This window comes from Micromonospora sp. NPDC051006 (assembly GCF_044456245.1).
Taxonomy (GTDB): Bacteria; Actinomycetota; Actinomycetes; order Mycobacteriales; family Micromonosporaceae; genus Micromonospora.
In genome coordinates this window covers 66,673-89,093 of the sequence record NZ_JBITFP010000018.1, presented here as the reverse complement: position 1 = coordinate 89,093, position 22,421 = coordinate 66,673, and the positions used below count along the sequence as shown (strand labels likewise).

Sequence of the window (22,421 nt, the reverse complement as noted above, 5' to 3'; positions counted from 1 at the left end):
CCCCGGCCGACCATCACTGATCGCGGCTCCGTCGTCGCCACGTAGACACCCCTCCCGAACTGGCACGGCTTGCCCCATGCCGGTCAGAGCAGCGGCTTAGCTCTCGTTAATTTTCCGGAAATTCTTGCTCGTCGATGCGGGCCGCTGCCATACTCCACATCCACCAGGGTCGATGTTCCGAGGCCCGCACCCCGTCCCGGGTGCGCTCAGGCCGACGGTCCCGACCCGGCCACCACCACCCCAGGCCGCCGCCCCCCACGGCCCGGCCTGGTTCCCAGAGAAGGGAAAAGCATGATCGAGAGGTGCCAGGGGAACATTCGTCCGAGATCCGGTCCCCGAGTGCGTACGGCGGTCGTCCTCGCCGCCGCGGGTCTGCTCGCCGTGACCACCGCCGCGTTCCTGCCGGGCACGGCGAGCGCCGGGACCACCCTGGGTGCGTCGGCGGCGGAGCGGGGCCGGTACTTCGGCACCGCGGTCGCCGCGAACAAGCTGAGCGACAACACCTACGCCACGATCCTGAACCGCGAGTTCAACTCGGTGACCCCCGAGAACGAGATGAAGATCGACGCCACCGAGCCGCAACAGGGCCAGTTCAGCTACGGCGCGGCGGACCAGATCGTCAACCACGCCCGCAGCCGCGGAATGCAGGTGCGCGGCCACACCCTGGCCTGGCACTCCCAGCAGCCCGGCTGGATGCAGAACATGTCCGGCAGCGCGCTGCGGCAGGCGATGCTCAACCACGTCACCCAGGTGGCGACCCACTTCCGCGGCCAGGTCGTGGCGTGGGACGTGGTGAACGAGGCGTTCGCCGACGGCAGCTCCGGCGCCCGCCGCGACTCCAACCTCCAGCGCACCGGCAACGACTGGATCGAGGCCGCGTTCCGCGCCGCCCGCGCCGCCGACCCGGGCGCGAAGCTCTGCTACAACGACTACAACACCGACGACTGGACGCATGCCAAGACCCAGGCCGTCTACAACCTGGTACGCGACTTCAAGCAGCGCGGCGTGCCCATCGACTGCGTCGGTCTCCAGTCGCACTTCAACAGCGGCTCGCCCTACCCGGGCAACTACCGCACCACGCTGTCCAGCTTCGCGGCGCTCGGCGTCGACGTGCAGATCACCGAGCTGGACATCGAGGGCGCGCCGGCGGCCACCTACCGCAACGTCGTGCAGGACTGCCTCGCCGTCTCCCGCTGCACCGGCATCACCGTCTGGGGCATCCGGGACACCGACTCGTGGCGGGCCTCGCAGAACCCGTTGCTCTTCACCGGCAGCGGCGCCAAGAAGCCGGCGTACGACGCGGTTCTCGCCGCGCTCAACGGGGGCTCGACCCCGCCGACGACCGGCCCGCCGACCCCGCCGCCCGGCGGCGGCTGCACCGCGACCCTGCGCGACGCCACCCGGTGGAGCGACCGGTTCAACAGTGAGGTGACGGTCAGCGGGGCGAGCAACTGGACGGTGGTCGTCGCCGTCACCCCGCCGCAGAAGATCTCGTCCACCTGGAACGGCACCCCGAGCTGGGACACCAGCGGCAACGTCATGACCATGCGGTCGAACGGCAGCGGCAACGTCTTCGGCTTCACCACCATGGCCAACGGCACCTGGACCCGCCCACAGGTCCGTTCCTGCACCGCGTCCTGACCAGCGACCCCGCGCACGGTTCGGGGCGGCGACGGTCTCCCGTCGCCGCCCCGTTTCGTGCGGTGCCCGCCCGGCGTCGGCTGGCCCGGCGGCGCCGTCAGACGCGGCGGCGGCCGTAGGCGCCGGCGGTGATGGCGACGCCGATCGCGGCGAAGACGACCTGGATGATCAGCTCGATCCAGTCGACGCCGCTGGTGTCGTCGACGCCGAGCGCACCGGCCACGATGGTGCCGAGGATGGCGGCGAGCACGCCGATCAGCAGGGTGAGCCAGATCGGGATGTTCTGCTTGCCGGGTACGACCAGCCGACCCAACGCGCCGATGATCAGACCGATGATGATGGCGGTGAAGATGCCGGTGATTTCCACGAGAGCCGTCCCTTCCGAGGGGTGTTGACGGCCCGATCATTGCCCTGGGCAACATGCTCCGAAACCCGCGTGCCGCAGGCGAGATCCGGCCGTCGAGGCCGGCTACCGCCGCCCGGCGCGACGCGAGCGGGTCACCACCACCAGTCCCCCGACGAGCACCGCCAGCCCCAGGCCACCGGCCGCCACCACGGCGGTGCCGACGCGGCCGGCGGTGCGGTGGCGGTCGTCCGCCGTGCCGGCGGAAGGTGTCGGAGCGCCCGGCGAAGCGGCCGGCGCGGGCTCCGCCAGGGGGTAGCGCAGGATCACCGGCCGCGTGCCGGCCACGGCGGCCTCGGAGACCGTGAACAGGGAACGCCCGTCGCGGCTGTAGGAGATCGACTCGCCCTGCGGCTCGTCGGGCAGGGCCGTGATCCGCGGGGTCCCGGTGGTCAGGGCGGTGATCACGTCGCCGCCGGTGACGTCGAACTCGAACGCGTCGGCGTACGTCCGCAGCACCACCCGGCGCCCGTCCGAGGCGGTCGCCGCGCCGGTCACCGAGGACCGGCCGAGGCCGCCGAACGGGTTGCTGGTCGTGGTGGCGGGCAGCCGCACCTGCCCGACCCGGGTCAGCGGCACCGTCGCGCCGGGCCGCAGGGCGGTGCTCGGGGTGTAGAGCACGGCCGAGTACTTGGTCACGATCACCGGCCGGCCGTCGCCGGTCACCAGCAGCGCCTCGGCGTCGTGCGCGCCGTCCGGGTAGGACATCCGGTACAGCACCGGCCGGTCGGCGCCCGGGGCGAGCCGCCACACCGCGATGGTCTGCCGGGTGCGGTCGTTGTCACCGATGTCGCCCACCCAGATCGTGCCGTCCGCGCCGACGGCGAGATCCTCGGTGTCCCGTGGCCGCGAGGGGTACGGCACGGCCCGCGCCACCGCGCAGGCGGAATCCAGGAAGAAGATGCGGCGGCGGGCCTCGTCGTCGGCGCCGTCGTTCATCATGACGAACCCGTCGTCGGTGGCCACCATCCCGGAGATCTCGGCCAGCCGGCGATCACCCAGCTCGCAGACCGGTGTCGCGGGAGCCGGGGCGGGCGACGGCTCCGCCACCGCCCGGCCGGGCACCGCCACTCCGGCGAGGATCGCCACCGCGCCCACCGCGGCGCGCAGCCTCCGTACGCTCTCCGCGCCTGGCCGCATCGCCCGCCCCTTCCTGTCGCCGTCCGGACCCCGTCGCCGCCACCTGCCGGCGTCGTCAGGAGCCGGCCCGGTCCTCGTCGTCCCGGCCGCCGTCCGCCGCCGCCGACGAGCCCGGACGTAGCCTGACACGGGTGATGGCGCGGCCGGTCACCTCGGTCACCTCCGCCGTGAACCCGGGCAACTGCACAACCTCCCCGGCGGTCTTCGGGATGTGGCCGAGGTGGGTCAGCACCAGGCCCGCGACCGTGGTGTAGTCGCCCCCCTCGATGGTCTCCGCGTCGAGTTCGACGCCCACGTCGGGCAGGTCGTGCACGGGGAAACCGCCGGGCAGCAGCAGCGACCCGTCGGGGGCCCGGACGACCGCCTGGACGTCGCGGTCGGTCTCGTCGTAGATCTCACCGACGATCTCCTCGATGAGGTCCTCCATCGTGACGATGCCGTCGATGGAGCCTCGCTCGTCGACGACCAGGGCGAACTGCTGACGTTGCAGGCGCAGCTCCCGGATCGCCTCGGTGACCTTCAGGGTCTCCGGCAGGTAGAGGGCCGGATGCGCGCGCTCGCCGACCGGCCCGTCGGCGTCGAGCAGGTCGCGCAGGTGCACCACGCCGAGCGTGTCGTCCAGGCCACCACGCCCGACGATCGGCGCCCTCGTGTGCCCCGAGCCGCCCAGCTCCCGTAGGGCCTCGCGGGCGGAGAGCGACGCCGACAGGGTGACCACCTCCCGGCGGGGCACCAGGATCTCCCGCAGGATCCGCTCGGCCACCTCGAACGCCCCACTGATGATCATCCGGTGTTCGGGGGTCAGGCTGCGCTGCGCGGCGACCATGTCCCGCAGCTCCTCGGTCGTGACCTCCTCACGGCGGGCGCGGGGGTCACCGCCGGTCAGCTGGACCACGACGTCGGTGGCCCGGCCGAGCAGCCAGACCGCCGGGCGGGAGAACGTCGACAGCGCGTCCAGGGGTCGGGCGACCAGCAGCGCCCACCCCTCGGGACGCTGCAGGGCGATCCGCTTCGGCGCCAGCTCCCCCAGGACGAGGGTGATGAAGGTCAGCACGACCGTCACCAGCACGATCGACACCGGTTTCGCCGCCGAACCGAGGAACCCGAGCGGATCGACGAGCGGCGCGGCGAGCGAGACCGCCGCCGCCGCGGAGGCCAGGAAGCCGGCCAGCGTGATCCCGATCTGGATGGTGGCCAGGAACCGGTTCGGGTCGCGCGCCAGCCGGGCCAGGACCCGTCCGCCCCGGGAGGCACGCTCCAGGCGCTGCAACTGACCCTCGCGCAGTGACACCAGCGCCATCTCGCTACCCGCGAACACCGCGTTCACCAGCACCAACACGAGCACCAGCGCGACCTGCACGCCATAGCCGCCCACGGCCTGTTCGACGCCTCCCTGGCCCGGACCCTCCGGAGCATCAACCGTACGGCGGCGGCCATGCCCCGAACGGACCATCGGGCACATCGAGGCATCACCCGCCCGGATCGGGGAATCCCCGGCCGGTGCCGGACCCGACCAGCCTGCCCTGGCCCCTGCCCTGGAGCATCGGCGTGTTCGCGCTGGCCGGTGCGATCACCGTCGCCGGCAGCATCCGGCTGGCCGGCCTCGGCGACGCCCTGGCCGACCGCACCGGCTGGGGCGAGGCGCTGTTCGGCGTGGTGTTCTTCGGCGTCGTCACCGGTCTGTCCGGCATCATCATGACCATCGTCGCCGCGGGCAGTGGCGAAGCCAGCCTCGGCTACAGCAACGCCGTCGGTGGCATCGCCGCCCAGACCACCGCCGTCGCCGTCGCCGACGCCTTCCACCGGCGGGTCAACCTCGAACACGCCGCCGCCTCGCTGTCGAACCTGCTCTCCGGCTGCCTGCTCATCGCCCTGCTCGCCCTCGCGCTGCTGGCCAGCTACATCCCGGAGACCACCATCGCCGGGGTCGACCCGATGTCCGCCGTGCTGGTCGGCACCTACGTCGGCGGCCTCGTCCTCATCCGGCGGGCCGGCGCGCAGCCGATGTGGCAGGCGATCGCCACCGCCGAGACCCAGCCGGACGTCCCGCACAACGAGAGCCCGCTGAACCGGCACTCGCCGTGGTGGCTGTGGAGCCGCTTCGCGGTGGTCGGGCTGCTCGTCGCCGCCGGCGGCTGGCTGGTGGCGCTCGCCGCCAAGAGCCTCGTCGACGTCACGGGCCTCAGCACCGGGTTCGTCGGCGGCGTGCTCATGGGGATCGTCAACGCGCTACCGGAGACGGTCACCGCCATCGCGGCCGTCCGCCGCGGCGCCGTCACCCTGGCGATCGCGGCCGTCCTCGGCGGCAACATCCTCGACGTGCTCACCCTCGTCGCCGGCGACCTCGCCTACCGGCAGGGGTCGATCTACCACACCGCCGGCGACGACGAACTGCTCGCCACCACCACCAGTCTCTTCATGACCGCCGTCCTCCTCGGTGGCCTGTTGATCCGCCAGACCTGCGGTTGGGGCCGACTCGGCTTCGAAGGCGTCCTGCTGCTGGCCAGCTACGCCGCCATGACCGCCATCCTCGCGTTCTGAGCGCGGGTTGCCGGGGACGGGCACACGGGCTCAGCGGCCGGGCGACCGGTGGCGGACGGTGGTCATGCTGGGAGGGTGATTCGCTTTCTGCTGAACGTGCTGTGGCTTCTCTTCGGCGGCGGGATCCTGCTGGCCATCGGGTACGGGATCGCGGCGCTGATCTGCTTCCTGCTGGTCGTCACGATCCCGTTCGGGGTGGCGTCGCTGCGCCTGGCGTCCTACTCGCTCTGGCCCTTCGGCCGCACCCTGGTCCCGAAGCCGGGCGCCGGCGTCGGCTCGGGCCTCGCGAACGTCCTCTGGGTGGTGCTGGCCGGCTGGTGGCTCGCGCTGTCCCACATCGTCGCCGGCATCGCGCTCTGCGTCACGATCATCGGGATCCCGTTCGGCATCGCCAACTTCAAGCTCGTCCCGGCGGCGTTCTGGCCCCTCGGCCGCGAGGTGATCGACGCGCCCTGACCCGGCGGGTGCGGCGCTCGGTGGCACCGATCAACGTCGGGCAATCTAGACGGGGCGACGGACGGATCGCGCGAGCCGGGACCGACCCCACCCATCAGCTTCGGAGGATAAGCATGGCAGGCATCAGGGCAGGCAACCGTTGGCGTTGGGCATGTGCCGCGCTGCTCACGGTGGGCGCCGCCGTCGGCTGCGACGGTGGCGACCCGGCTCCGTCCGACCCGGCCGGCCCCGCCACCAGCAACGCGGCCAGCGCCCCGGTCGGGAAACCCGACCTCGACGCCGGCGAGCAGGTCGCGCAGGGCGTCGACGTGCCCTGGGGGCTCGCCTTCCTGCCCGGTGGTGACGCCCTGATCGCCGAGCGGGAGACCGGCCGGGTGCTGCGGCTGGCGCTCGGCGGTGCGGCGCCCCGGCAGGTGCACCAGGTGTCCGGCGTGGCGGCGGGAGGTGAGGGCGGGCTGCTCGGGCTCGCCGTCTCGCCGGGCTTCGCCACGGACAACCTGGTCTACGCCTACTTCACCGCCGAGCGGGACAACCGCATCGTCCGGTTCCGCCTTAACGGTGGGCAGCCCGAGGTGATTTTCGACGGCATCGCCAAGGCCGGATTCCACAACGGCGGACGCATCGCGTTCGGCCCCGACGGGATGCTCTACGTCGGCACCGGGGACGCCGGTGAGACCGGCCTCTCCCAGGATCTCGCCAGCCCCAACGGCAAGATCCTGCGCCTGACGCCGGACGGCGCGCCGGCACCGGGGAACCCGACCGCCGGGTCGCCGGTCTACAGCCTCGGGCACCGCAACGTGCAGGGCCTGGCCTGGGACTCGGCGGGCCGGCTCTTCGCCACCGAGTTCGGGCAGAACGAGCTGGACGAGGTGAACCGCATCGAGCCGGGCCGCAACTACGGTTGGCCCCGGGTGGAGGGCAAGGGCGACACGGACGGCGGGCGGTACACCGATCCGCTGGTCACCTGGCCGGTCCGGGAGGCCTCGCCGTCGGGCATCGCCATCGCGGCCGACACGGCGTACGTCGCGGCCCTGCGCGGCGAGCGACTCTGGACCCTTCCGCTCGACGGCGACCGGGTGGGTGATCCGTCGGCGCAGCTCGCGGAGCGCTATGGCCGGCTGCGGACGGTGCAGATCGCGCCGGACGGGGCGCTCTGGGTCACCACCTCCAACACCGACGGCCGGGGCGACGTCCGCGAAGGCGACGACCGCATCCTGCGGTTCCCGGCCCGCTAGTTCCCGCGGGGCGTCGGCGACAGCCTGGCTGGTCGGCGCCGTGGCCCGATCGGCGCCGCGGCCCGATCAACACCGGCGATGATGGTGAGGTCCGCCGCCCCGTGGAGGTAGATCCTGCTCGGTCTCGAACTCGTCGTGGTCATCGGTCTGGCGCTGCTGGTGTCCAGCGTGCTTGCCCGACGCCTGCGGGTCGCCCCGCCGGTGCTGCTGCTCGGTTGCGGTGTGCTGCTGGGGTTCGTGCCCGCGCTACGCGAGGTGCATCTGCCACCCGAGATCGTGCTGCTGCTCTTCCTGCCCGCCCTGCTGTTCTGGGAGAGCCTGAGCACCTCGCTGCGGGAGATCCGCAACAACCTACGGGTGATCGTGCTGATGAGCACCCTGCTGGTGATCGCGACGGCCGGGGCGGTCGCGGCGACCGCGCACGCGCTCGGGCTGCCGTGGGGGCCGGCGTGGGTGCTCGGCGCGGCCGTGGCACCGACCGACGCGACGGCGGTCGCGGTGCTCGCCCGTGCGCTGCCCCGGAGCACGGTCACCGTGCTGCGGGCCGAGAGCCTGGTCAACGACGGGACCGCCCTGGTCATCTACGGGCTGGCCGTCGGCATCACGGTGGGCCAGGAGCAGCTGAGCCCGCCGCACGTCAGCTGGCTCTTCCTGCTCGCGTACGGCGGCGGAGCGCTGGTCGGCGCGGCGAGCGCCTGGCTCCTGGTGCGGATCCGCCGCTACCTGGACGACCCGCTGCACGACAACCTGATCACCCTGTTGACCCCGTTCGGCGCCTTCCTGGCCGCCGAGTCGATCCACGCCTCCGGCGTGGTGGCCGTGGTGGTCAGCGGGCTCTGGCTGAGCCAGGCCGGGCCACGCGAGGTGCGCGCGGACACCCGGCAGCTGGGGCAGGGCTTCTGGTCGCTCTCCGCATTCATGATCAACGGTGCGCTCTTCGTCCTCGTCGGCCTGGAGGTGCAGTCGGCGGTCCGCGGCCTGACCAGCTTCGACCTCGCCCGCGGGCTGGTCGCGGTCGCCGCCGTCTCGGCCACGGTCATCGGCACCCGCTTCGCCTGGCACTTCACCACGCCGTACCTGATCCGCCTGCTGGACCGGCGACCGCAGCAGCGGCTGCGCCGGGTCGGCGCGCGCGCCCGGGTGGTCAGCGGTCTCGCCGGGTTCCGGGGCGCGGTGTCGCTGGCCGCCGCGCTCGCGGTACCGCAGGCTCTCGGCTCCGGGGCGCCCTTTCCCGACCGCGACACGATCGTGTTCGTGACCGCCGGGGTGATCGTGGCGACGCTGGTGCTCCAGGGCCTGGCACTGCCGGGCGTGGTCCGCTGGGCCCGGCTGCCCCAGGACGCCGCCATGGAGCAGGAGCGGCACCTGGCCGACCGGGTGGCCACCGAGTCCGCCCTGGCCGCGCTGCCGCAGCTCGCCGCCGACCTCGACACCGATCCGCAGGTTGTCGACCGGCTGCGTCGCGAGTCCGAGAAGCGCCTGCGGTTGCTGCGCGCGACCCGCGGCGAGGCTGACGACGAGCCGGCGCTGCGGTACGACGAGCAGTACACCGCGCTGCGCCTGGCCGTGCTGGCGCACAAACGCGCCACCGTGGTCGCACTCCGCGACGAGCGGCGCATCGACGACGACGTGCTGCGCCAGGTGCAGAGCCGACTGGACATCGAGGAGATCCGCCTGACCCGACGCGAGACGCCGGACTGAGCACGACCGCGGGGTGGGCCCGGGACGGGGATAAATCCACGCCGCCTCGACTCGGGCTGACGTACGTTGGCGCGATGGGGGAAGCGGCTAGCGTGATCGATCGCGCGGTGACCACGCGTGGCGAGCTGGTCCTTCGGGAGAGCGCCGGCCACTACGAGATCATCAGCAACGGGGTGTTCCTCATGGACACCCGCGCCGGCGCGTCGGAGCGACTGCTGGTGCGGGAGGCGCTGCGCCTGCTACGACCCGGTGCCCGGCTGCTGATCGGCGGGCTCGGGGTGGGCTTCTCGCTGGCCGAGGCCGCCGCGTCCGCGTTGCCCACGGAGATCGTGGTGCTGGAGATCGAGAAAACGATCATCGACTGGCACCGCTGTGAACTCGCCGCCTTCAGCGCGAACGCCCTCGACGACCCCCGGGTACGGGTGGTGAACGAGGATCTGGTGACCTGGCTACGGCACACCCCCGAACTCTTCGACGCGATCTGCCTCGACACCGACAACGGCCCGGACTGGACGGTGTTCCAGCAGAACGACGCGCTGTACGACGAGGACGGCACCGCCCTGCTGCGCGACCGCCTGCGCGACGGTGGCGTGCTGGCCATCTGGAGCGCGGCGGCGGCACCGGCGTACGCCGCCCGCCTCGCGGCGCTGATCGGCCCGGTCACCGCCCACCCGGTCACGGTCACCCGCGGCGAGCCGGACGTCGTCTACCTGGCCCGGCGCCGCGCCGACCGGGCCGACTGATGTGACCGGCGTCACATAGCTCTCCTGTCGGCATCCTCCGGCCGGCCCCGACCACCCGATGAGCGGGCGCCCGGCCGGGTGCCGCCCGACCGAGGGGAACGATCCGAGATGACGAAGGTGACCGCACAGCTGTCGGTGTCGGTGGACGGGTTCTACGCGGGCCCACGGCACACCGGGGACGGCGACTGGATGCAGTCGGCCGAGAGCGCCGGGTTCTTCCGGCTCACCCGCTGGGTCACCGACGGAATGGCGTGGCGCGAACGGCAGGGCTTCGCCGGCGGGGAGCGGGACACGAACTCCGACGTGATCGCCGAGTCGTTCGGCGCGGCCGGCGCGTACGTGATGGGGCGGCGGATGGCCGACGGGGGTGAGGTGCCCTGGGGTGAGGAGCCGCCGTTCCGCGCGCCGGTCTTCGTCGTCACGCACCGCCCTCGCCAGCCGCTGCTGCGCGCGGGCGGCACCAGCTTCACCTATGTCACCGACGGCGTGGCCAGCGCCGTCGAGCAGGCGCGCGCCGCCGCGGGCGACCGCGACGTCGCCGTGGCCGGTGGGGGCAGCCTGGTCCGCCAGGTGATCAAGGCGGGCCTGTTGGACGAGTTGGAGCTGCACGTCGTACCGGTCGTGCTCGGCACGGGCCTGCGGCTCCTCGACGCCGACCTCGATCTGGGTGAGAAGGAGGCGATCGAGCTGACGCCGACCCGTGTCATCCCCACACCGCAGGTCACCCACATCCGGTACGCGGTGGGCGGGCGCGCCCCGCTGGTGCTGGACGACCGGGGCTCCGGGGGTGGCCCGACGAAGATCGTCGGATGACCGGAGACATCGACCGGCGCCGACGGTCGTCTCCTATCCTGACCGGATGGAGCTGGAGTTCAGCGGCGAGATCTGGTTCTGGCGGGGGCCGGCGCCGTGGCACTTCGTCACCGTCCCCGAGCCGCAGAGCGCTGAGCTGGAAGCCGCGTCCTCGTCGGTTACGTACGGCTGGGGCATGATCCCGGTCGCCGCCCGGATCGGGGACACCGGATGGCAGACGTCGCTGTATCCGAAGGACGGGCGGTACGTCGTGCCGCTGCGGACGTCGGTACGCCGGGCCGAAGGGCTCGAGGTCGGCGACGTGGTGCTGGTCCGCCTGAGCGTGGACGTCTGACCAGACCGTCGACGGGACCGGGCCAACGGTCCGCCGGTGGGGCGGTGGGGCGGTGGGGCGGAATTCGGCCAACGATCCGAGCGCGACGAGGCGAGCCGCTATGTTCGGATAGTCCGAAAAGCCGGTAACAGCCTGGAGTGGCCAGATGTCGCACCATCTCGACACCCCCCTCGCCGCAAAGAGCGGCCAGCTCTTCATCGACGACCTGTTCGTGTTCGAGGGCGAACGCGGCACTGTGCTCGTCATGGACGTCAACAGCTCGGTGACGAAGGCGGACATCAAGCGCGGCTTCCACCACGAAGCGCGGTACGAGTTCAAAATTCACTTCAACGGCGCCGAGCTGGAGGAACTGACCTACCGGGTCGCCTTCGGCGAGCCGGACGGCTCGGGGCAGCAGTCGCTGACCGTGCACGCCCTCACCGCCGCGGAGGCGCGCGACGACGGCGCGACCGGCACGATGCTCCTGCAGGGGCGGACCGGCGAGATGGCGGAGGGCACCAACCTGCGCGTCTGGGCCGGGCGGATCAACGACCCCTTCTACATCGACCTCGACCAGCTGGCGACCGTCAACGCCGCGTTCAAGGACGGCGCCAAGCTCGACCGTTCGAAGTGGCGACCGGAGAAGGCGAAGAACAGCTTCGCCGGCACCACGGTCGAGTCGATCGTGTTGGAGATCTCCCGGGACGAGCCGATGCTGCGCGACGGCATCCAGATCGGCGTCTGGTGCCGCACGATGCTGGCCACGGACGCGGGCGGGTGGCGGCAGATCAACCGGGCCGGGCACCCGATGATGTGGCCCATCTTCTGGCCGACCGACACCGACTTCTCCGACCCGGCCAACGTCCGTCACCCCTGTGACGACCTGCGGGCGGACGCCCAGGGGATCGCCGCGACGGTGGCCCGGGTGGTCGCCGCGAACGGGACCGCGACGGACCCGGACGCGTACGGCTGGAGCGTGGCCCGGCAGGTCTACCCGGACCTGTTGTCGTACCAGGTCGGGACGCCGGCGAACTACGGCTTCGCGGTCCGCAACGGGCGCACCATGGCCGACAACCCGCCCGAGGTGATGTTCTCCATGGTGCTGAACACCGCGATCACCTCCGGCCTCACTTCGGATACGACCAAGGACGCGCGCTCCGACACCTTCCCGTACGTGATCCCGGCCTGATGATCTGCCACCAGGCCCGCTGACCCGACCGCCCGCCGCCGGCTCGACCCCGACGTACCCTTCGACGGGCGACGGCGTCGGCCGGACGATCGGGAACCGGTCGACCCGGCGTGATCGCTCAACCGCGGCTGCCGCGACTCGGCAGCCCGGGGGCATGTCGATCGGGAACGGGTAGAGAGAACCATGGGCGTGGCGGAAGACGACGCTGATCTCGTCCTGCTCGCGCAGGCGGGCGACGCGGCGGCGCTCGGCGTGCTGCTGGCGCGACACGAGGCCGAGATGCGGGCGGTCGCGCTGAGCCTGCTCGGCTACGGTCCGGAGGCCGACGACGCGGTGCAGGACGCGATGGTGGCCGCGCTGCGCCGGATCGGCGGACTCCGCGATCCGACGGCGGTCGGTCCGTGGCTGAAGGCCATCGTCCGCAACAACGCCCGGATGTCGCTGCGCGGGCCCCGGGCACTGCCGGTCGCCGACCCGGAATGGTTCGCCGGACCCGCCGGCACCCCCACCCCCGAGGAGGCGCTCGATCGGGGCGCGCTGCGCGACTGGGTGTGGCACGCCATCGGAGAGCTCTCCGAGCCTGACCGGCTGGTCACCCTGCTGCGCCACTTCAGCGACGCCTCCTCCTACGAGCAGATCGCCGCGGTGTGCGGGGCGCCGGTGGGCACCGTCCGCAGCCGCCTCAGCCACGCCCGCCGCGCGCTCGCCGGCGGCCTGCGGGCGACGGCGACAGCGGCGCACGCCGACACGGCGGCGGCGGCCGAGGCCCGGTGGAGCGAGGGCCGCGACATGCTCGGCGCGGCCATGCGCGGCGAGTTCGAGCGGGTGGTACGCGAGAACTGGTGGCCCGACGCCGAGATGATCGTGCCGGCGGGCGGGCTGCGCGGCGGCACCGACTTCGCCCTGCGCGGCATGGAGAAGGACCTGACCGACGGGGTACGTCAGCGCCTGCGCAACGTGGTGGCCAGCCGCGACGTGTTGATCTGGGAGACCGACCTGATCAGCCCGCCCGACGACCCGGGCCACTGCCCGCCGGGCGCGCTCTGGTTGCAGGTGTTGCGGGAGGGGCGGGTCCGTCAGCTCACCCTCTTCCATCCGGCGCCGCCACGCACCTGAAAAACTCTCGCGGCGAGCGAACTTTCCGCGCCCGCGACGCATCCGGTCCCTGTCATCGCCAGTCACCCGCGCGGACAGGCGCCGCGCGGGGCCACGGATCGGGAGATAGTCAATGGGTTCCACCAGCCACGACGCCGACGCGCTCGCCTCGGGTGTGCACGAGTTCACCGTCGGCGACGTTCGGCAGGTCTACCACGTCGCCGGCACCGGCCCGGTGTGCGTGGTGCACTCCGGCGGCCCCGGCATCGAATGGGCCTACCTGCGGATGCCCGGGCTCGAAGAGCACTTCACGATGGTCTACGTCGAGCCGGTCGGCACCGGCGCCTCGGGACGGCTCGCCGACCGGGCCGACTACCGGCTCGACACGTACGTCCGGTTCCTCGACGCCGTCGTCGACCACCTCGGCGCCCCCCGGGTCCACCTGCTCGGGCACTCGCACGGCGGTTTCGTGGTCCAGCGGTACGCGTTGGACCATCCGGACCGGGTCGCCGGTCTCGCGCTGTACGACACCTCCCCGGTCACCGGCGCCGAGTTCTGGGGCGAGGCGATGGCGGGCCTGGCCGCGTACCCGCAGCGGTACCCCGACCAGCCGGAGGCTGCCGCGATCCCGGCCGCGTTCCAGCAGGCCGTGACCGCCACCGACGATGAGACCCTGACCGCCGGCCTGCGCGCCGCCGTGCCGGTCTACTTCGCGGACTTCTGGGGCCGGCGCGACGAGTTCGCCCCGCTCCAGGCGGCGGTGCGGGTCTGGGCGGAGCCGGCCGGGGCGCAGGACCCGACGCCGTTCGACGTGCGGGAGCGCCTCGACGAGATCGTCGTGCCGACCGTGGTGATCGTGGGGGCGCACGACTTCATCTGCGGCGTCCGGTGGGCCGAGCAACTGCACGAGGGCATCAAGGACTCGCGTCTGGTGGTGCTGGAGCGGAGCGGCCACTTCGGGCACGTGGAGGAGCCGGCGGAGTTCAACCGGGCTGTGGCGGAGCTGCTGGATCGCTGACCCGCCGAGCGGCGGTCCCGCAGCTCGCACGCCGCCCCGCGCGGTCGTGGCGGGCCGCGGGGCCGGCGCCGCCCGAGGCGACTAACCGTCGCGGCGGGTGAGGCTCCAGTAGCCCAGGCTCGGCTGCATACCGAACGCCCGGTTCCGCCACGCCTGGCCGCGTCGCCCGCCGCGGATCGGGTCGGTCCGCCGACGCCGCCGCGACGAATAGGGCGTAACGCCGGATCCACCCGTTTCGCCGGTCCGGCCCAGGGTAGGGCCTTCTGGGCCTGCTCGTAGTCGCACCGTGGAGGGATCGAGCCGTGGATTCCAGCAAGCCCGCCAAGGCCATCAAGGATGTCGTGGAGAACGCCGCGGGGAAGGTGGCCGATGCCCTGACCCCCGAGGTTCCCGGCGCACCCGGCAGCGCCCCGCCGAGCCTCGATGAGCCGACCACGCCACACGACCCGTTGCCGCCGAAGGAGGAGCAGGGCGCTCCGCAGACGCGGACGCCGACCGGGGCGGAGACCGGCGCGCCCACCACCGCGAACGGTCAGCAGGGGGCCTTCCTCACCACCTCGCAGGGGGCCCGGCTACGCGACACCGACCACTCGCTCAAGGCCGGGCCACGCGGACCGGTCCTGCTCCAGGACCACCACCTGCGCGAGAAGATCACCCACTTCGACCACGAGCGCATCCCCGAGCGGGTGGTGCACGCCCGTGGTGCCGGAGCGCACGGCGTGTTCACCAGCTACGGCACGGGCGAGACCGTCACGAAGGCGGGCTTCTTGAAGAAGGGCAGGGAGACCGAGGTCTTCGTCCGGTTCTCCACCGTCCTCGGCTCGCGTGGGTCGGCCGACACCGTCCGCGACACCCGTGGCTTCGCGACGAAGTTCTACACCGACGAGGGCACCTTCGACCTCGTGGGCAACAACATGCCGGTCTTCTTCATCCAGGACGCCATCAAGTTTCCCGACATCATCCACGCCGCCAAGCCCCATCCGGACCGGGAGATCCCGCAGGCGCAGAGCGCGCACGACACCTTCTGGGACTTCGTCTCCCTGCACACCGAGGCGCAGCACCACACGATGTGGAACATGTCCGACCGCGGCATCCCGCGTTCGTACCGCACGATGGAGGGCTTCGGTGTGCACACCTTCCGGCTCGTCAACGACGCCGGGGAGACGGTGCTGGCCAAGTTCCACTGGAAGCCCAAGCTGGGCGTGCACTCCCTGACCTGGGAGGAGGCGCAGATGCTCGGCGGCATGGACCCGGACTTCCACCGCCGGGATCTCTACGACGCGATCGAGGCCGGCGCGTTCCCCGAGTGGGAGCTCGGCATCCAGGTCTTCCCCGACACTCCGGAGGAGACCTTCGCCGGGATCGACCTGCTCGACCCGACGAAGATCGTGCCGGAGGAACTGGCCGCGGTGCAGCCGGTCGGCAGGTTGACGCTCAACCGTACGCCGACGAACTTCTTCGCCGAGACCGAGCAGGTCGCGTTCCACCTCGGTCACCTGCCCCCGGGGATCGACGTCACGAACGACCCGTTGCTGCAGGGCCGGCTCTTCTCCTACGTCGACACGCAGCTCACCCGGCTGGGCGGGCCGAACTTCTCGCAGATCCCGATCAACCGCCCGCACGCCCCGGTCAACGACATGCTCCGCGACGGCTTCCACCAGCACGCCGTCCACGCGGGGGTCGCGCCCTACCGGCCGAACTCGCTCGACGGCGGCAACCCATTCCCCGCCGGAGACGACGACAACGCGTTCGTCGACCTGCCGGTGAAGGTGGCGGAGGCACCGAAGATTCGCGCCAACCCGGCCTCGTTCGACGACCACTTCAGCCAGGTCCGGCTCTTCTGGCAGAGCATGTCAGCGGTCGAGCGGGAGCACATCATCCGCGCCTACACCTTCGAGCTCGGCAAGTGCTACCACCAGGCGATCAAGGAGCGTCAGCTGCAGTGCCTGGCCAACATCGACCCGGTGCTCTGCGCACAGGTCGCCACCGGTCTGGGCCTGCCCGCGCCGGAGCCGACCCTGCTGCTGGCCGACGCCGCGCCCAGCCCCGCGCTGTCGCAGCTCGGCCGGGAGTGGCCGACCGACGGTCGGGTCGTCGGCATCGTCGTCGACGCCGACGCTGACCTCGACGGCGTCAGCCAGGTGCGCCGGGCCGTCTTCGCCGCCGGCATGGTGCCGCTCCTGATCGCCCCGCACGGTGGAATGGTCGGTGACCTGCCCGTGCAGCGGACGTTCGCCACCGGCCGGTCCGTCGAGTTCGACGCGCTCCTGCTGGCCGCGGCACCGCCGCCGGCGCCGGATGCGACGCCCGCGCGCGACGAGAAGGCGGGCGCGGCGAATTCGTCGGCCGTGGATCCCCGCGTGCTGCTCCTGGTCGAGGAGTGCTGGCGGCATGCCAAGGCGATCGGCGCGTGGGGTGCCGGGGTCACCGTGCTGGAGCGGGCGGGGGTTGCCGGCACGCCGGGCGTCGTCGCGGGTGACTCCGGTAGCGACGTCCTCACCGCGGTCCAGCAGCTGATGGCCGCCCACCGGGTGTGGGAGCGGTTCCCCGTTCCGGCTGCCTGACGCGGTCCGCCCTGATCAACGATCGACCTCCCCGGCCTGGCCCGGGGAGGTCGATCGCCGTCTGCCAACCGTGGTCCTGCGCGTCACCTGCCCCGGCCCGCGCGCCGGTCCGCAACGCCAACTGACCCCTTCGGCGCGCGGGCCGAAGAGGTCAGTGAGCAGGAGGGTCTCAGCCCTCGATGTCTCGCGGATCGCGGCTGCGCGGGTAGGTGTTCTTCTCCCCGATCGTGCCGTCCTGCTTCTTGATCACGTGCTCGACGCCCCGGTCGGCCGCCATCTCACGACCGCGGGCCTGCGCGTCCGCCTTGCCGTCGTGGGTGCTGCTGGCCCGCTCGTTGCCCTCGGGCCGGTTCTTCCACTGCCCGTCCTGCTGGTACGTCTCGACATCGCCCTTGGCCATCGCCGAATCCTCCCTGCGTCTGACTGTCCAGTGGATACGTTGCCCCGAGTCCCGTCGGGCAAACCCCCAGCCACGGACACAGTGGAGCTCAGTGCCAGTCGCCGATCTTGACGTCGTCGGGTGCCGGCCTGCCGCGCCCGGTCTCCATCAGCTCCTTGAGACTCATCAGGAACGTCGCCCACTTCGTGCTGCAGTGCCGCATGAACTCGACCGGCTCGCGCCAGCCCTCGTGCTTGAACTGGACGATCGTGTACTCGTCCCGCTGGTCGAGGCGCCAGTCGATCTCGGTCCCGATCCACTCCTCGGGGCCGTCGGTGACCCGCCACCGCACGTGGCCGGCGGGGTCCAGCTCGAGGACCTCCATGTCGAAGCCACCGAGGTCGCCGAACCGGAAGGCCAACCGCCCGCCGACCTCGCTCCTGCCCACCGTGTCGGTCGTCCACCAGCCGGCGATGCCCTCGGGAGTTGCCACTGCTCGGTAGACGTCGTCGAGCGGAGCGACGACGCCGACCCGGTGCAGGATGTCGACCATCTCATTCTCCTTGGTTGTTGGTCCGGTCGCGTTCGATCGCCTCGGCGATCCGCTTGATGCGACGCAGTCGGGCGTCCCAGGTGGCGCCGACCGCCGACAACTGGGCTACGGCGCGGGCGAGCTGCGCCTCGTCGACCTGGTAGTGACGCTCGCGACCGGCCGGCGCGGCGTGCACCAGACCGACCCGGTCCAGGACGGCAAGGTGCTTCGAGACGGCCTGGCGGGTGACGGGTAGTCGCTCGCTCAGGGACGTGGCCGTGCCCGGTCCCCCGGCCAGGAGCAGGTCGATCATCGTGCGCCGGATGGGGTCGCCGATCGCCGACCAGAGGTCGTCGTCGACCGCCGTGCTCATGAGGTGGCGACCAGCCGCGCGACGTACCCGCCCAGTTCGCCCATGTAGTGCTCCCAGCCGCTCTCGTGGTCGCGGTACTGCTCCTCGAGGCGAGCGATCTCCCAGCCCATCTCCCGGAACCCCGTCTCGGTCATCCGGATCGTGGTCCCCGCGCCGGCGGGGACCAGGTCGAAGGTGACGAGCAACGAGCGCCCGCTCCGGTCCGGCTCCGAGAAGCACCACCGGAAGGAGAACCGCTTCGGAGGGTCGACCTCGACGACGGCGAGGGCGACGGTCGTGGTCTCGCCGGTGGCTGCGTCGCGCCACACGAGCTCCCCGGGCGCGCCCACGACCGGCTCGAACCGCGCGTCGTCGGGCCACCATTCCCGCATGTGCTCGGGCCGACTGACCACCTCGAAGACCACCTCGGGCGAGGCGTCGACGTGGATGTCGCGCTCGATGGATCCGTGCTCCATACTGACCAACCTTTCGCAACCTTTGGTTGCGTAAAGCTACCGCAGCCACGCCGTAATGCGCAACCTTTGGTTGCAGGTTGGATCAGCAGTCAGGCCCGGCCGTCGACCCGCGCCTCAGGCCGTCGGATGCTCGGCGTGGGCGGTGAGATCGGCCCGGGTGAGCAGGGCCCGCAGGGAGATGCCCGCCGCCGCAAGGACCGCGGCCCCGCCCTCCTGCCGGTCGATCACGCAGAGGGCCGCGTCGACCCGGGCGCCGAGACGCCGCAGCTCCCCAGCCGAGATCACCACCTGGCCGCCCGAGGTCACCACGTCCTCGACGACCAGCACCCGGCGCCCGGCCACGTCCGCGCCCTCGGCCAGCCGTGCCGTGCCGTAGGGCTTCGCCGCCTTGCGGACGAACGCGCACGGCAGGCCGGTGTGCCGACCGAGAGCTGTCACCACCGCGATGCCACCCATCTCGAGCCCGGCGAGCACCTGCGTGTCGGACGGCACCAGGGCCGCCATCCGCGCGGCCAGTGCGTCGAGCAGCACCGGATCCGCCTCGAACTGGTACTTGTCGAAGTATTCGTCGGCCACCCGCCCCGAGCGGAGGACGAAGCGACCCGTCAACCGGGACGTGGCATGGACCTGGCGGGCGAGCTCATCGAGGTTCACGGAACGACATCCTGACACGCCGAGGCGCGCCTGGTCGCCTCGCTTGTCCGGCGCTCGCCCCGAGACCGTCCATTGCCGACACCGGCGGCAGGACCGTCCGCCCGGTGGACGGCCGCCGGGCCCGATAACGGGTCAGTTTTCGCTGCTCGGACTTGATACAGTCGCGCTCCCCCTTGATCGAGATGAGGACACCAGCATGACCGGCACCGGGAGTGAACCTGGCGCGAGCCCGACGCCGGACCCCGTACCGGCGCCGGCGGCGGCACCCGTCCCCGAGGCGTCGACGCCCGGTTCCGTGCCGAACCCGCAGGCGGCTCTCACCCCGGGCGCGACTCCCGGTCCCGCACCGGCGAGCGTCCCGTGGGCCACCGCCGCGCCGTCGCCCACCCGCCGCTACAACACCGCGCTCATCGCCGCAGTGACCGTGGCGGCGGTGCTGCTGCTGGCCTGCATCGGCGTTGGCGGCGGCTTCCTGCTGCTGCGCTCCGCGAAGACCGCCGCGTCCAGCCCGGTGTCCGAGGCCCCGCTGTCTCCCACGACCGGCGGTGGCCCGACCGCTAGCGCCGAGCCCGCCGAGAGTGAGCCGCCCGCGCCGGATGGACCGGAGGCCAGCGCGGACGCCGCCACGGAGATCCGCGATCTGAACCGGGTCTGTGACGAGAACGTCTACTACCCGCAGTCACCGAAGCGCGCCGGCAAGGCGCCGCACCCGGTGGTGCTGCTCGTCGCGGACGGCATGGGCGGCGGGAGCATCCGTTTCCAGAACGGCACCTACTACTACTCCGAGGGCCTGTCGAAGCGGGCGGAGCAGACCTGGGCGTCGGAGAACCCGAAGAACGTGCAGATGGTCGCCTGCCTGGACCGGGTCAGCACCGGCTCGACGATCCGCCGATGCAAGTACGACGACCCGAAGCCGGAGACGGTGACGCTGCTGCGGGCGGGGTGGCGCCTTCGGGTGTACGAGGTGGCGACCGGCCGCAAGCTGCTCGACAAGGCCCTGAAGGGTGACGACCAGGCGTGCCCGTCCGTCGTCATGGTCTACGCCGACAAGAAGATCTACGCCGGAGTCAGCGACCGGGCGGCGGTCGCGGCGCTGCGCGGTCTCGTGACCAGATAACCGGGGCGGCTGCCCAGGGCCACCGTCAGGTTTCGGTGGACGGGCGTTGCCGTGGAGTGGACGGCTCCCCGGCACGGCTGGCGCGGTATCCGGCGGCCTGGAGCGCGAACAGCTCGGCGTACCGGCCGTCGGAAGCCATCAGTTCGTCGTGGCTGCCGGACTCGACCAGGGCGCCGTGGTGCAGGACGTGGATCCGGTCCGCGTGCCGGACGTTGGCCAGCCGGTGGGTGATGAGGATGGTGGTGGCCCGCCCCTGCCGGTCCCGGATGGCCTGGAACAGCGCGTCCTCGGCGCGCGGGTCGAGGGCGGACGACGGCTCGTCCATGATCAGCAGTTCGGCGTCGCGGAGGAAGCCGCGGGCCGCGGTGATGCGCTGCCACTGACCGCCGGAGAGGTCCTGCCCCTTCGCGAAGGTGCGGTCGAGCAGCGTCTCGTACCCGTGGGGCAGGTCCTGGATCATGTCGTGCGCGACCGCGCGGGCGGCCGCGGCCTCGATCCGGTCCTGGCGGGCCTCGGTGCCGACGTCGCCGATGGCGATGTTGGTGGCTGCGGTGAACGGCCACTTGTGGTACTCCTGGGTGACCACGGCGATGCGGGCTCGCAGCCCGGCCGGCTCCCACTCGGCGAGGGGTCGCCCGTTCCAGCAGATGACGCCCTCGGTGGGCGCGCGCAGGGTGGCGATCATCGCGGCGAGGGTGGTCTTGCCGGAGCCGTTCTCCCCCACGAAGGCCACCGTCTGCCCCGCCTCGATCGTCAGCGTCACGCCGTCGACCGCCGGGGTGTCCCGGTCGGGGTAGCGCAGGGTGACGTCGTTGACCGCCAGCTGCCGCAGCGGCTCCGGCTCGACGCCCGCCGCGCCCGACCCGCCGGCCTCGTCCGGCAGGTAGTCGGCGGCGCGGGTCATGAACCCGGTGTAGTCGCCGAAGTGCTGGCCCTCGGTGTAGACGCGGTCCACCTGGAACGTGACGACGGCCAGTGAACGTTGCGCGGACTGCACCGCGATCACGCAGGTCGCGGCGGCGGCAAGGGGGATGTGTCCGTCGATGAGCAACAGCCCGAGCAGGACGTAGACCACGCCGGTGGCTGCTCCCCCGGTCATCGCGCCGACGGTGGTGGTCGTGGTCACCCGGCGGGCGAGAGCGAGCTGGATGTCGGTCTCCACCCCCATCACCCGGTCGTACTGGTCGAGCAGGAACCGGCGCAGCCCGTACGAGCGCAGCTCCGGCGCGGACGCCCGTTCGGCCATCAGCCGTTGCAGCAGCCACAACCGGCGACGCCGCACCGACCCGGCCAGGTAGGTCTGGTAGCGCAGGTGACCGGCGCGCAGCGAGGCCCAGGCGTTGGGCAGCGTCGCGACCAGCAACGCGAGCAGCAACAGCGGGTGGATCACGACGACGGCGACCGCCACGGCGAGCAGGCCGGCCAGCCCGGCGAGCAGGTTCATCGACGCCTGCACCAGCCAGTTCGCCGACTCGGTGCCGCGTGAGGCGCGTTCCATGTCGTCGGCGAACGCGTCGGCGTCGAACGCCTCCAGCCGCACCGCCGTGGTCGTGCGGAACAGGCCCCGCTCCACCTCCCGGCTCACCCGCGGGGTGAGGCCGTTCTGCGCGTACCCGGTCGCGATGCCCATGCCGGCGCGCAGCGCGGTCGCCGCCGCCAGCGCGGCGAGTGCGGGCAGGGCGGCGACGACCCGGTCCGCGGTGGGCCCGCCGGCGAAAAGCTCCACCAGCACCCGCTGCGTCGCCAGCAACCCGAAGGCGGCCATCACGCCGGCGCCGACCGTGCTGACGGCCACCACCGAGGTACGCAGACGGTCGGCCCGCCAGCTGATCCGCAGGGCCGCCAGCACCAGCCGGGGAAGCTCCGCGAAGACGGCGAACACCCCTCGCTGCGCCCGCGCCCGCGCTCCCGTCTCCCACCACATCGCCCGCAGCTCCGGCAACACCGACTCGGCCGGCGCCGCAGCAGGCCGCTCCGTCGGGGTCGATTGCGTCTGGGTACCGGCTCCGGTCACGAACGTGCCTCCTCAGGGCGCGGTGCGTCGGTCGTCGCTCGTGGG

General features: G+C 72.2%; 22 protein-coding genes. 13 read left to right on the top strand and 9 right to left on the bottom strand.

Features of this window, described 5'->3' with window-relative positions:
- Positions 1–291 precede the first annotated feature (291 nt).
- Entirely contained in the window at positions 292–1,641 is a 1,350-nt protein-coding gene (locus ACIBBA_RS24055) for an endo-1,4-beta-xylanase (RefSeq protein ID WP_396700219.1), read from the top strand.
- 97 nt (positions 1,642–1,738) lie between these two features.
- Here ACIBBA_RS24055 and ACIBBA_RS24050 read toward each other — a convergent pair whose 3' ends face one another.
- The 3 genes from ACIBBA_RS24050 to ACIBBA_RS24040 all read right to left on the bottom strand — a co-directional run bounded on the left by ACIBBA_RS24050 (position 1,739) and on the right by ACIBBA_RS24040 (position 4,559).
- Positions 1,739–2,008, bottom strand: a complete 270-nt coding sequence (locus ACIBBA_RS24050) for a GlsB/YeaQ/YmgE family stress response membrane protein (protein ID WP_396700218.1) — start codon at positions 2,006–2,008, stop codon at positions 1,739–1,741.
- Positions 2,009–2,110: 102 nt separating this feature from the next.
- On the bottom strand, positions 2,111–3,184 hold the full coding sequence (locus tag ACIBBA_RS24045; protein ID WP_396700217.1) for a hypothetical protein: 1,074 nt from the start codon (positions 3,182–3,184) through the stop codon (positions 2,111–2,113).
- Between the two features lie 55 nt (positions 3,185–3,239).
- Positions 3,240–4,559, bottom strand: a complete 1,320-nt coding sequence (locus ACIBBA_RS24040; RefSeq protein WP_396700216.1) for a hemolysin family protein — start codon at positions 4,557–4,559, stop codon at positions 3,240–3,242.
- A gap of 125 nt (positions 4,560–4,684) precedes the next feature.
- Between ACIBBA_RS24040 and ACIBBA_RS24035 the strand changes: the two genes are divergently transcribed.
- From ACIBBA_RS24035 to ACIBBA_RS23985, 11 genes are all read left to right on the top strand, one after another.
- Complete coding sequence (locus ACIBBA_RS24035) at positions 4,685–5,725, top strand: sodium:calcium antiporter (protein ID WP_396700215.1); 1,041 nt, start codon at positions 4,685–4,687, stop codon at positions 5,723–5,725.
- 75 nt (positions 5,726–5,800) lie between these two features.
- On the top strand, positions 5,801–6,181 hold the full coding sequence (locus ACIBBA_RS24030) for a YccF domain-containing protein (RefSeq protein WP_396700214.1): 381 nt from the start codon (positions 5,801–5,803) through the stop codon (positions 6,179–6,181).
- A gap of 113 nt (positions 6,182–6,294) precedes the next feature.
- The gene (locus ACIBBA_RS24025; RefSeq protein WP_396700213.1) at positions 6,295–7,416 is read left to right on the top strand and encodes a PQQ-dependent sugar dehydrogenase; all 1,122 of its coding nucleotides are present in this window, start codon (positions 6,295–6,297) and stop codon (positions 7,414–7,416) included.
- Between the two features lie 135 nt (positions 7,417–7,551).
- On the top strand, positions 7,552–9,117 hold the full coding sequence (locus ACIBBA_RS24020; RefSeq protein ID WP_396700212.1) for a Na+/H+ antiporter: 1,566 nt from the start codon (positions 7,552–7,554) through the stop codon (positions 9,115–9,117).
- 74 nt (positions 9,118–9,191) lie between these two features.
- Positions 9,192–9,860 carry a spermidine synthase gene (locus tag ACIBBA_RS24015; RefSeq protein ID WP_396700211.1) on the top strand — a complete coding sequence of 223 codons (669 nt, stop codon included), beginning with the start codon at positions 9,192–9,194 and terminating at the stop codon, positions 9,858–9,860.
- Between the two features lie 108 nt (positions 9,861–9,968).
- A complete protein-coding gene (locus ACIBBA_RS24010; protein WP_396700210.1) occupies positions 9,969–10,673 on the top strand; it encodes a dihydrofolate reductase family protein in 705 nt (234 codons plus the stop codon).
- Between the two features lie 46 nt (positions 10,674–10,719).
- Positions 10,720–11,007: a DUF1905 domain-containing protein gene (locus ACIBBA_RS24005; RefSeq protein ID WP_396700209.1), complete on the top strand. Its 288-nt coding sequence runs from the start codon at positions 10,720–10,722 to the stop codon at positions 11,005–11,007.
- A gap of 145 nt (positions 11,008–11,152) precedes the next feature.
- Complete coding sequence (locus tag ACIBBA_RS24000) at positions 11,153–12,175, top strand: DUF4331 family protein (protein ID WP_396700208.1); 1,023 nt, start codon at positions 11,153–11,155, stop codon at positions 12,173–12,175.
- A 183-nt stretch (positions 12,176–12,358) separates the two neighbouring features.
- On the top strand, positions 12,359–13,291 hold the full coding sequence (locus ACIBBA_RS23995) for an RNA polymerase sigma factor (protein WP_396700207.1): 933 nt from the start codon (positions 12,359–12,361) through the stop codon (positions 13,289–13,291).
- A 112-nt stretch (positions 13,292–13,403) separates the two neighbouring features.
- Positions 13,404–14,288 (top strand): alpha/beta fold hydrolase, encoded by an 885-nt coding sequence (locus ACIBBA_RS23990; RefSeq protein WP_396700206.1) that lies wholly within the window; start codon positions 13,404–13,406, stop codon positions 14,286–14,288.
- Between the two features lie 302 nt (positions 14,289–14,590).
- The gene (locus ACIBBA_RS23985; protein WP_396700205.1) at positions 14,591–16,852 is read left to right on the top strand and encodes a catalase; all 2,262 of its coding nucleotides are present in this window, start codon (positions 14,591–14,593) and stop codon (positions 16,850–16,852) included.
- A 169-nt stretch (positions 16,853–17,021) separates the two neighbouring features.
- On the opposite strand, the gene ACIBBA_RS23980 is transcribed toward ACIBBA_RS23985, so the two are convergent.
- From ACIBBA_RS23980 to ACIBBA_RS23960, 5 genes are all read right to left on the bottom strand, one after another.
- Positions 17,022–17,252 carry a DUF2188 domain-containing protein gene (locus tag ACIBBA_RS23980; RefSeq protein WP_396700204.1) on the bottom strand — a complete coding sequence of 77 codons (231 nt, stop codon included), beginning with the start codon at positions 17,250–17,252 and terminating at the stop codon, positions 17,022–17,024.
- 88 nt (positions 17,253–17,340) lie between these two features.
- A complete protein-coding gene (locus ACIBBA_RS23975; protein ID WP_396700203.1) occupies positions 17,341–17,784 on the bottom strand; it encodes an SRPBCC domain-containing protein in 444 nt (147 codons plus the stop codon).
- Between the two features lies 1 nt (position 17,785).
- Complete coding sequence (locus ACIBBA_RS23970; protein WP_396700202.1) at positions 17,786–18,136, bottom strand: ArsR/SmtB family transcription factor; 351 nt, start codon at positions 18,134–18,136, stop codon at positions 17,786–17,788.
- Complete coding sequence (locus tag ACIBBA_RS23965; protein ID WP_396700201.1) at positions 18,133–18,591, bottom strand: SRPBCC domain-containing protein; 459 nt, start codon at positions 18,589–18,591, stop codon at positions 18,133–18,135. The genes ACIBBA_RS23970 and ACIBBA_RS23965 overlap by 4 nt, the downstream gene beginning before the upstream one ends.
- Positions 18,592–18,705: 114 nt before the next feature.
- Positions 18,706–19,245 carry an orotate phosphoribosyltransferase gene (locus ACIBBA_RS23960; RefSeq protein WP_396700200.1) on the bottom strand — a complete coding sequence of 180 codons (540 nt, stop codon included), beginning with the start codon at positions 19,243–19,245 and terminating at the stop codon, positions 18,706–18,708.
- Between the two features lie 196 nt (positions 19,246–19,441).
- Here ACIBBA_RS23960 and ACIBBA_RS23955 point away from each other — a divergent pair, with 196 nt between their 5' ends.
- Positions 19,442–20,362 (top strand): hypothetical protein, encoded by a 921-nt coding sequence (locus ACIBBA_RS23955; protein ID WP_396700199.1) that lies wholly within the window; start codon positions 19,442–19,444, stop codon positions 20,360–20,362.
- 25 nt (positions 20,363–20,387) lie between these two features.
- On the opposite strand, the gene ACIBBA_RS23950 is transcribed toward ACIBBA_RS23955, so the two are convergent.
- Entirely contained in the window at positions 20,388–22,376 is a 1,989-nt protein-coding gene (locus ACIBBA_RS23950; protein ID WP_396700198.1) for an ABC transporter ATP-binding protein, read from the bottom strand.
- Positions 22,377–22,421: the final 45 nt, after the last annotated feature.

Excerpts from the sequence above, each read along its gene's own strand:
- ACIBBA_RS23970 (WP_396700202.1), bottom strand. The coding sequence starts at position 18,136 with ATGAGCACGGCGGTCGACGACGACCTCTGGTCGGCGATCGGCGACCCC.
- ACIBBA_RS23975 (WP_396700203.1), bottom strand. The coding sequence starts at position 17,784 with ATGGTCGACATCCTGCACCGGGTCGGCGTCGTCGCTCCGCTCGACGAC.
- ACIBBA_RS24045 (WP_396700217.1), bottom strand. The coding sequence starts at position 3,184 with ATGCGGCCAGGCGCGGAGAGCGTACGGAGGCTGCGCGCCGCGGTGGGC.
- ACIBBA_RS24015 (WP_396700211.1), top strand. The coding sequence starts at position 9,192 with ATGGGGGAAGCGGCTAGCGTGATCGATCGCGCGGTGACCACGCGTGGC.
- ACIBBA_RS24025 (WP_396700213.1), top strand. The coding sequence starts at position 6,295 with ATGGCAGGCATCAGGGCAGGCAACCGTTGGCGTTGGGCATGTGCCGCG.
- ACIBBA_RS23965 (WP_396700201.1), bottom strand. The coding sequence starts at position 18,591 with ATGGAGCACGGATCCATCGAGCGCGACATCCACGTCGACGCCTCGCCC.
- ACIBBA_RS24000 (WP_396700208.1), top strand. The coding sequence starts at position 11,153 with ATGTCGCACCATCTCGACACCCCCCTCGCCGCAAAGAGCGGCCAGCTC.
- ACIBBA_RS24010 (WP_396700210.1), top strand. The coding sequence starts at position 9,969 with ATGACGAAGGTGACCGCACAGCTGTCGGTGTCGGTGGACGGGTTCTAC.
- ACIBBA_RS24005 (WP_396700209.1), top strand. The coding sequence starts at position 10,720 with ATGGAGCTGGAGTTCAGCGGCGAGATCTGGTTCTGGCGGGGGCCGGCG.
- ACIBBA_RS23995 (WP_396700207.1), top strand. The coding sequence starts at position 12,359 with ATGGGCGTGGCGGAAGACGACGCTGATCTCGTCCTGCTCGCGCAGGCG.
- ACIBBA_RS23955 (WP_396700199.1), top strand. The coding sequence starts at position 19,442 with ATGACCGGCACCGGGAGTGAACCTGGCGCGAGCCCGACGCCGGACCCC.
- ACIBBA_RS23980 (WP_396700204.1), bottom strand. The coding sequence starts at position 17,252 with ATGGCCAAGGGCGATGTCGAGACGTACCAGCAGGACGGGCAGTGGAAG.
- ACIBBA_RS23990 (WP_396700206.1), top strand. The coding sequence starts at position 13,404 with ATGGGTTCCACCAGCCACGACGCCGACGCGCTCGCCTCGGGTGTGCAC.
- ACIBBA_RS24055 (WP_396700219.1), top strand. The coding sequence starts at position 292 with ATGATCGAGAGGTGCCAGGGGAACATTCGTCCGAGATCCGGTCCCCGA.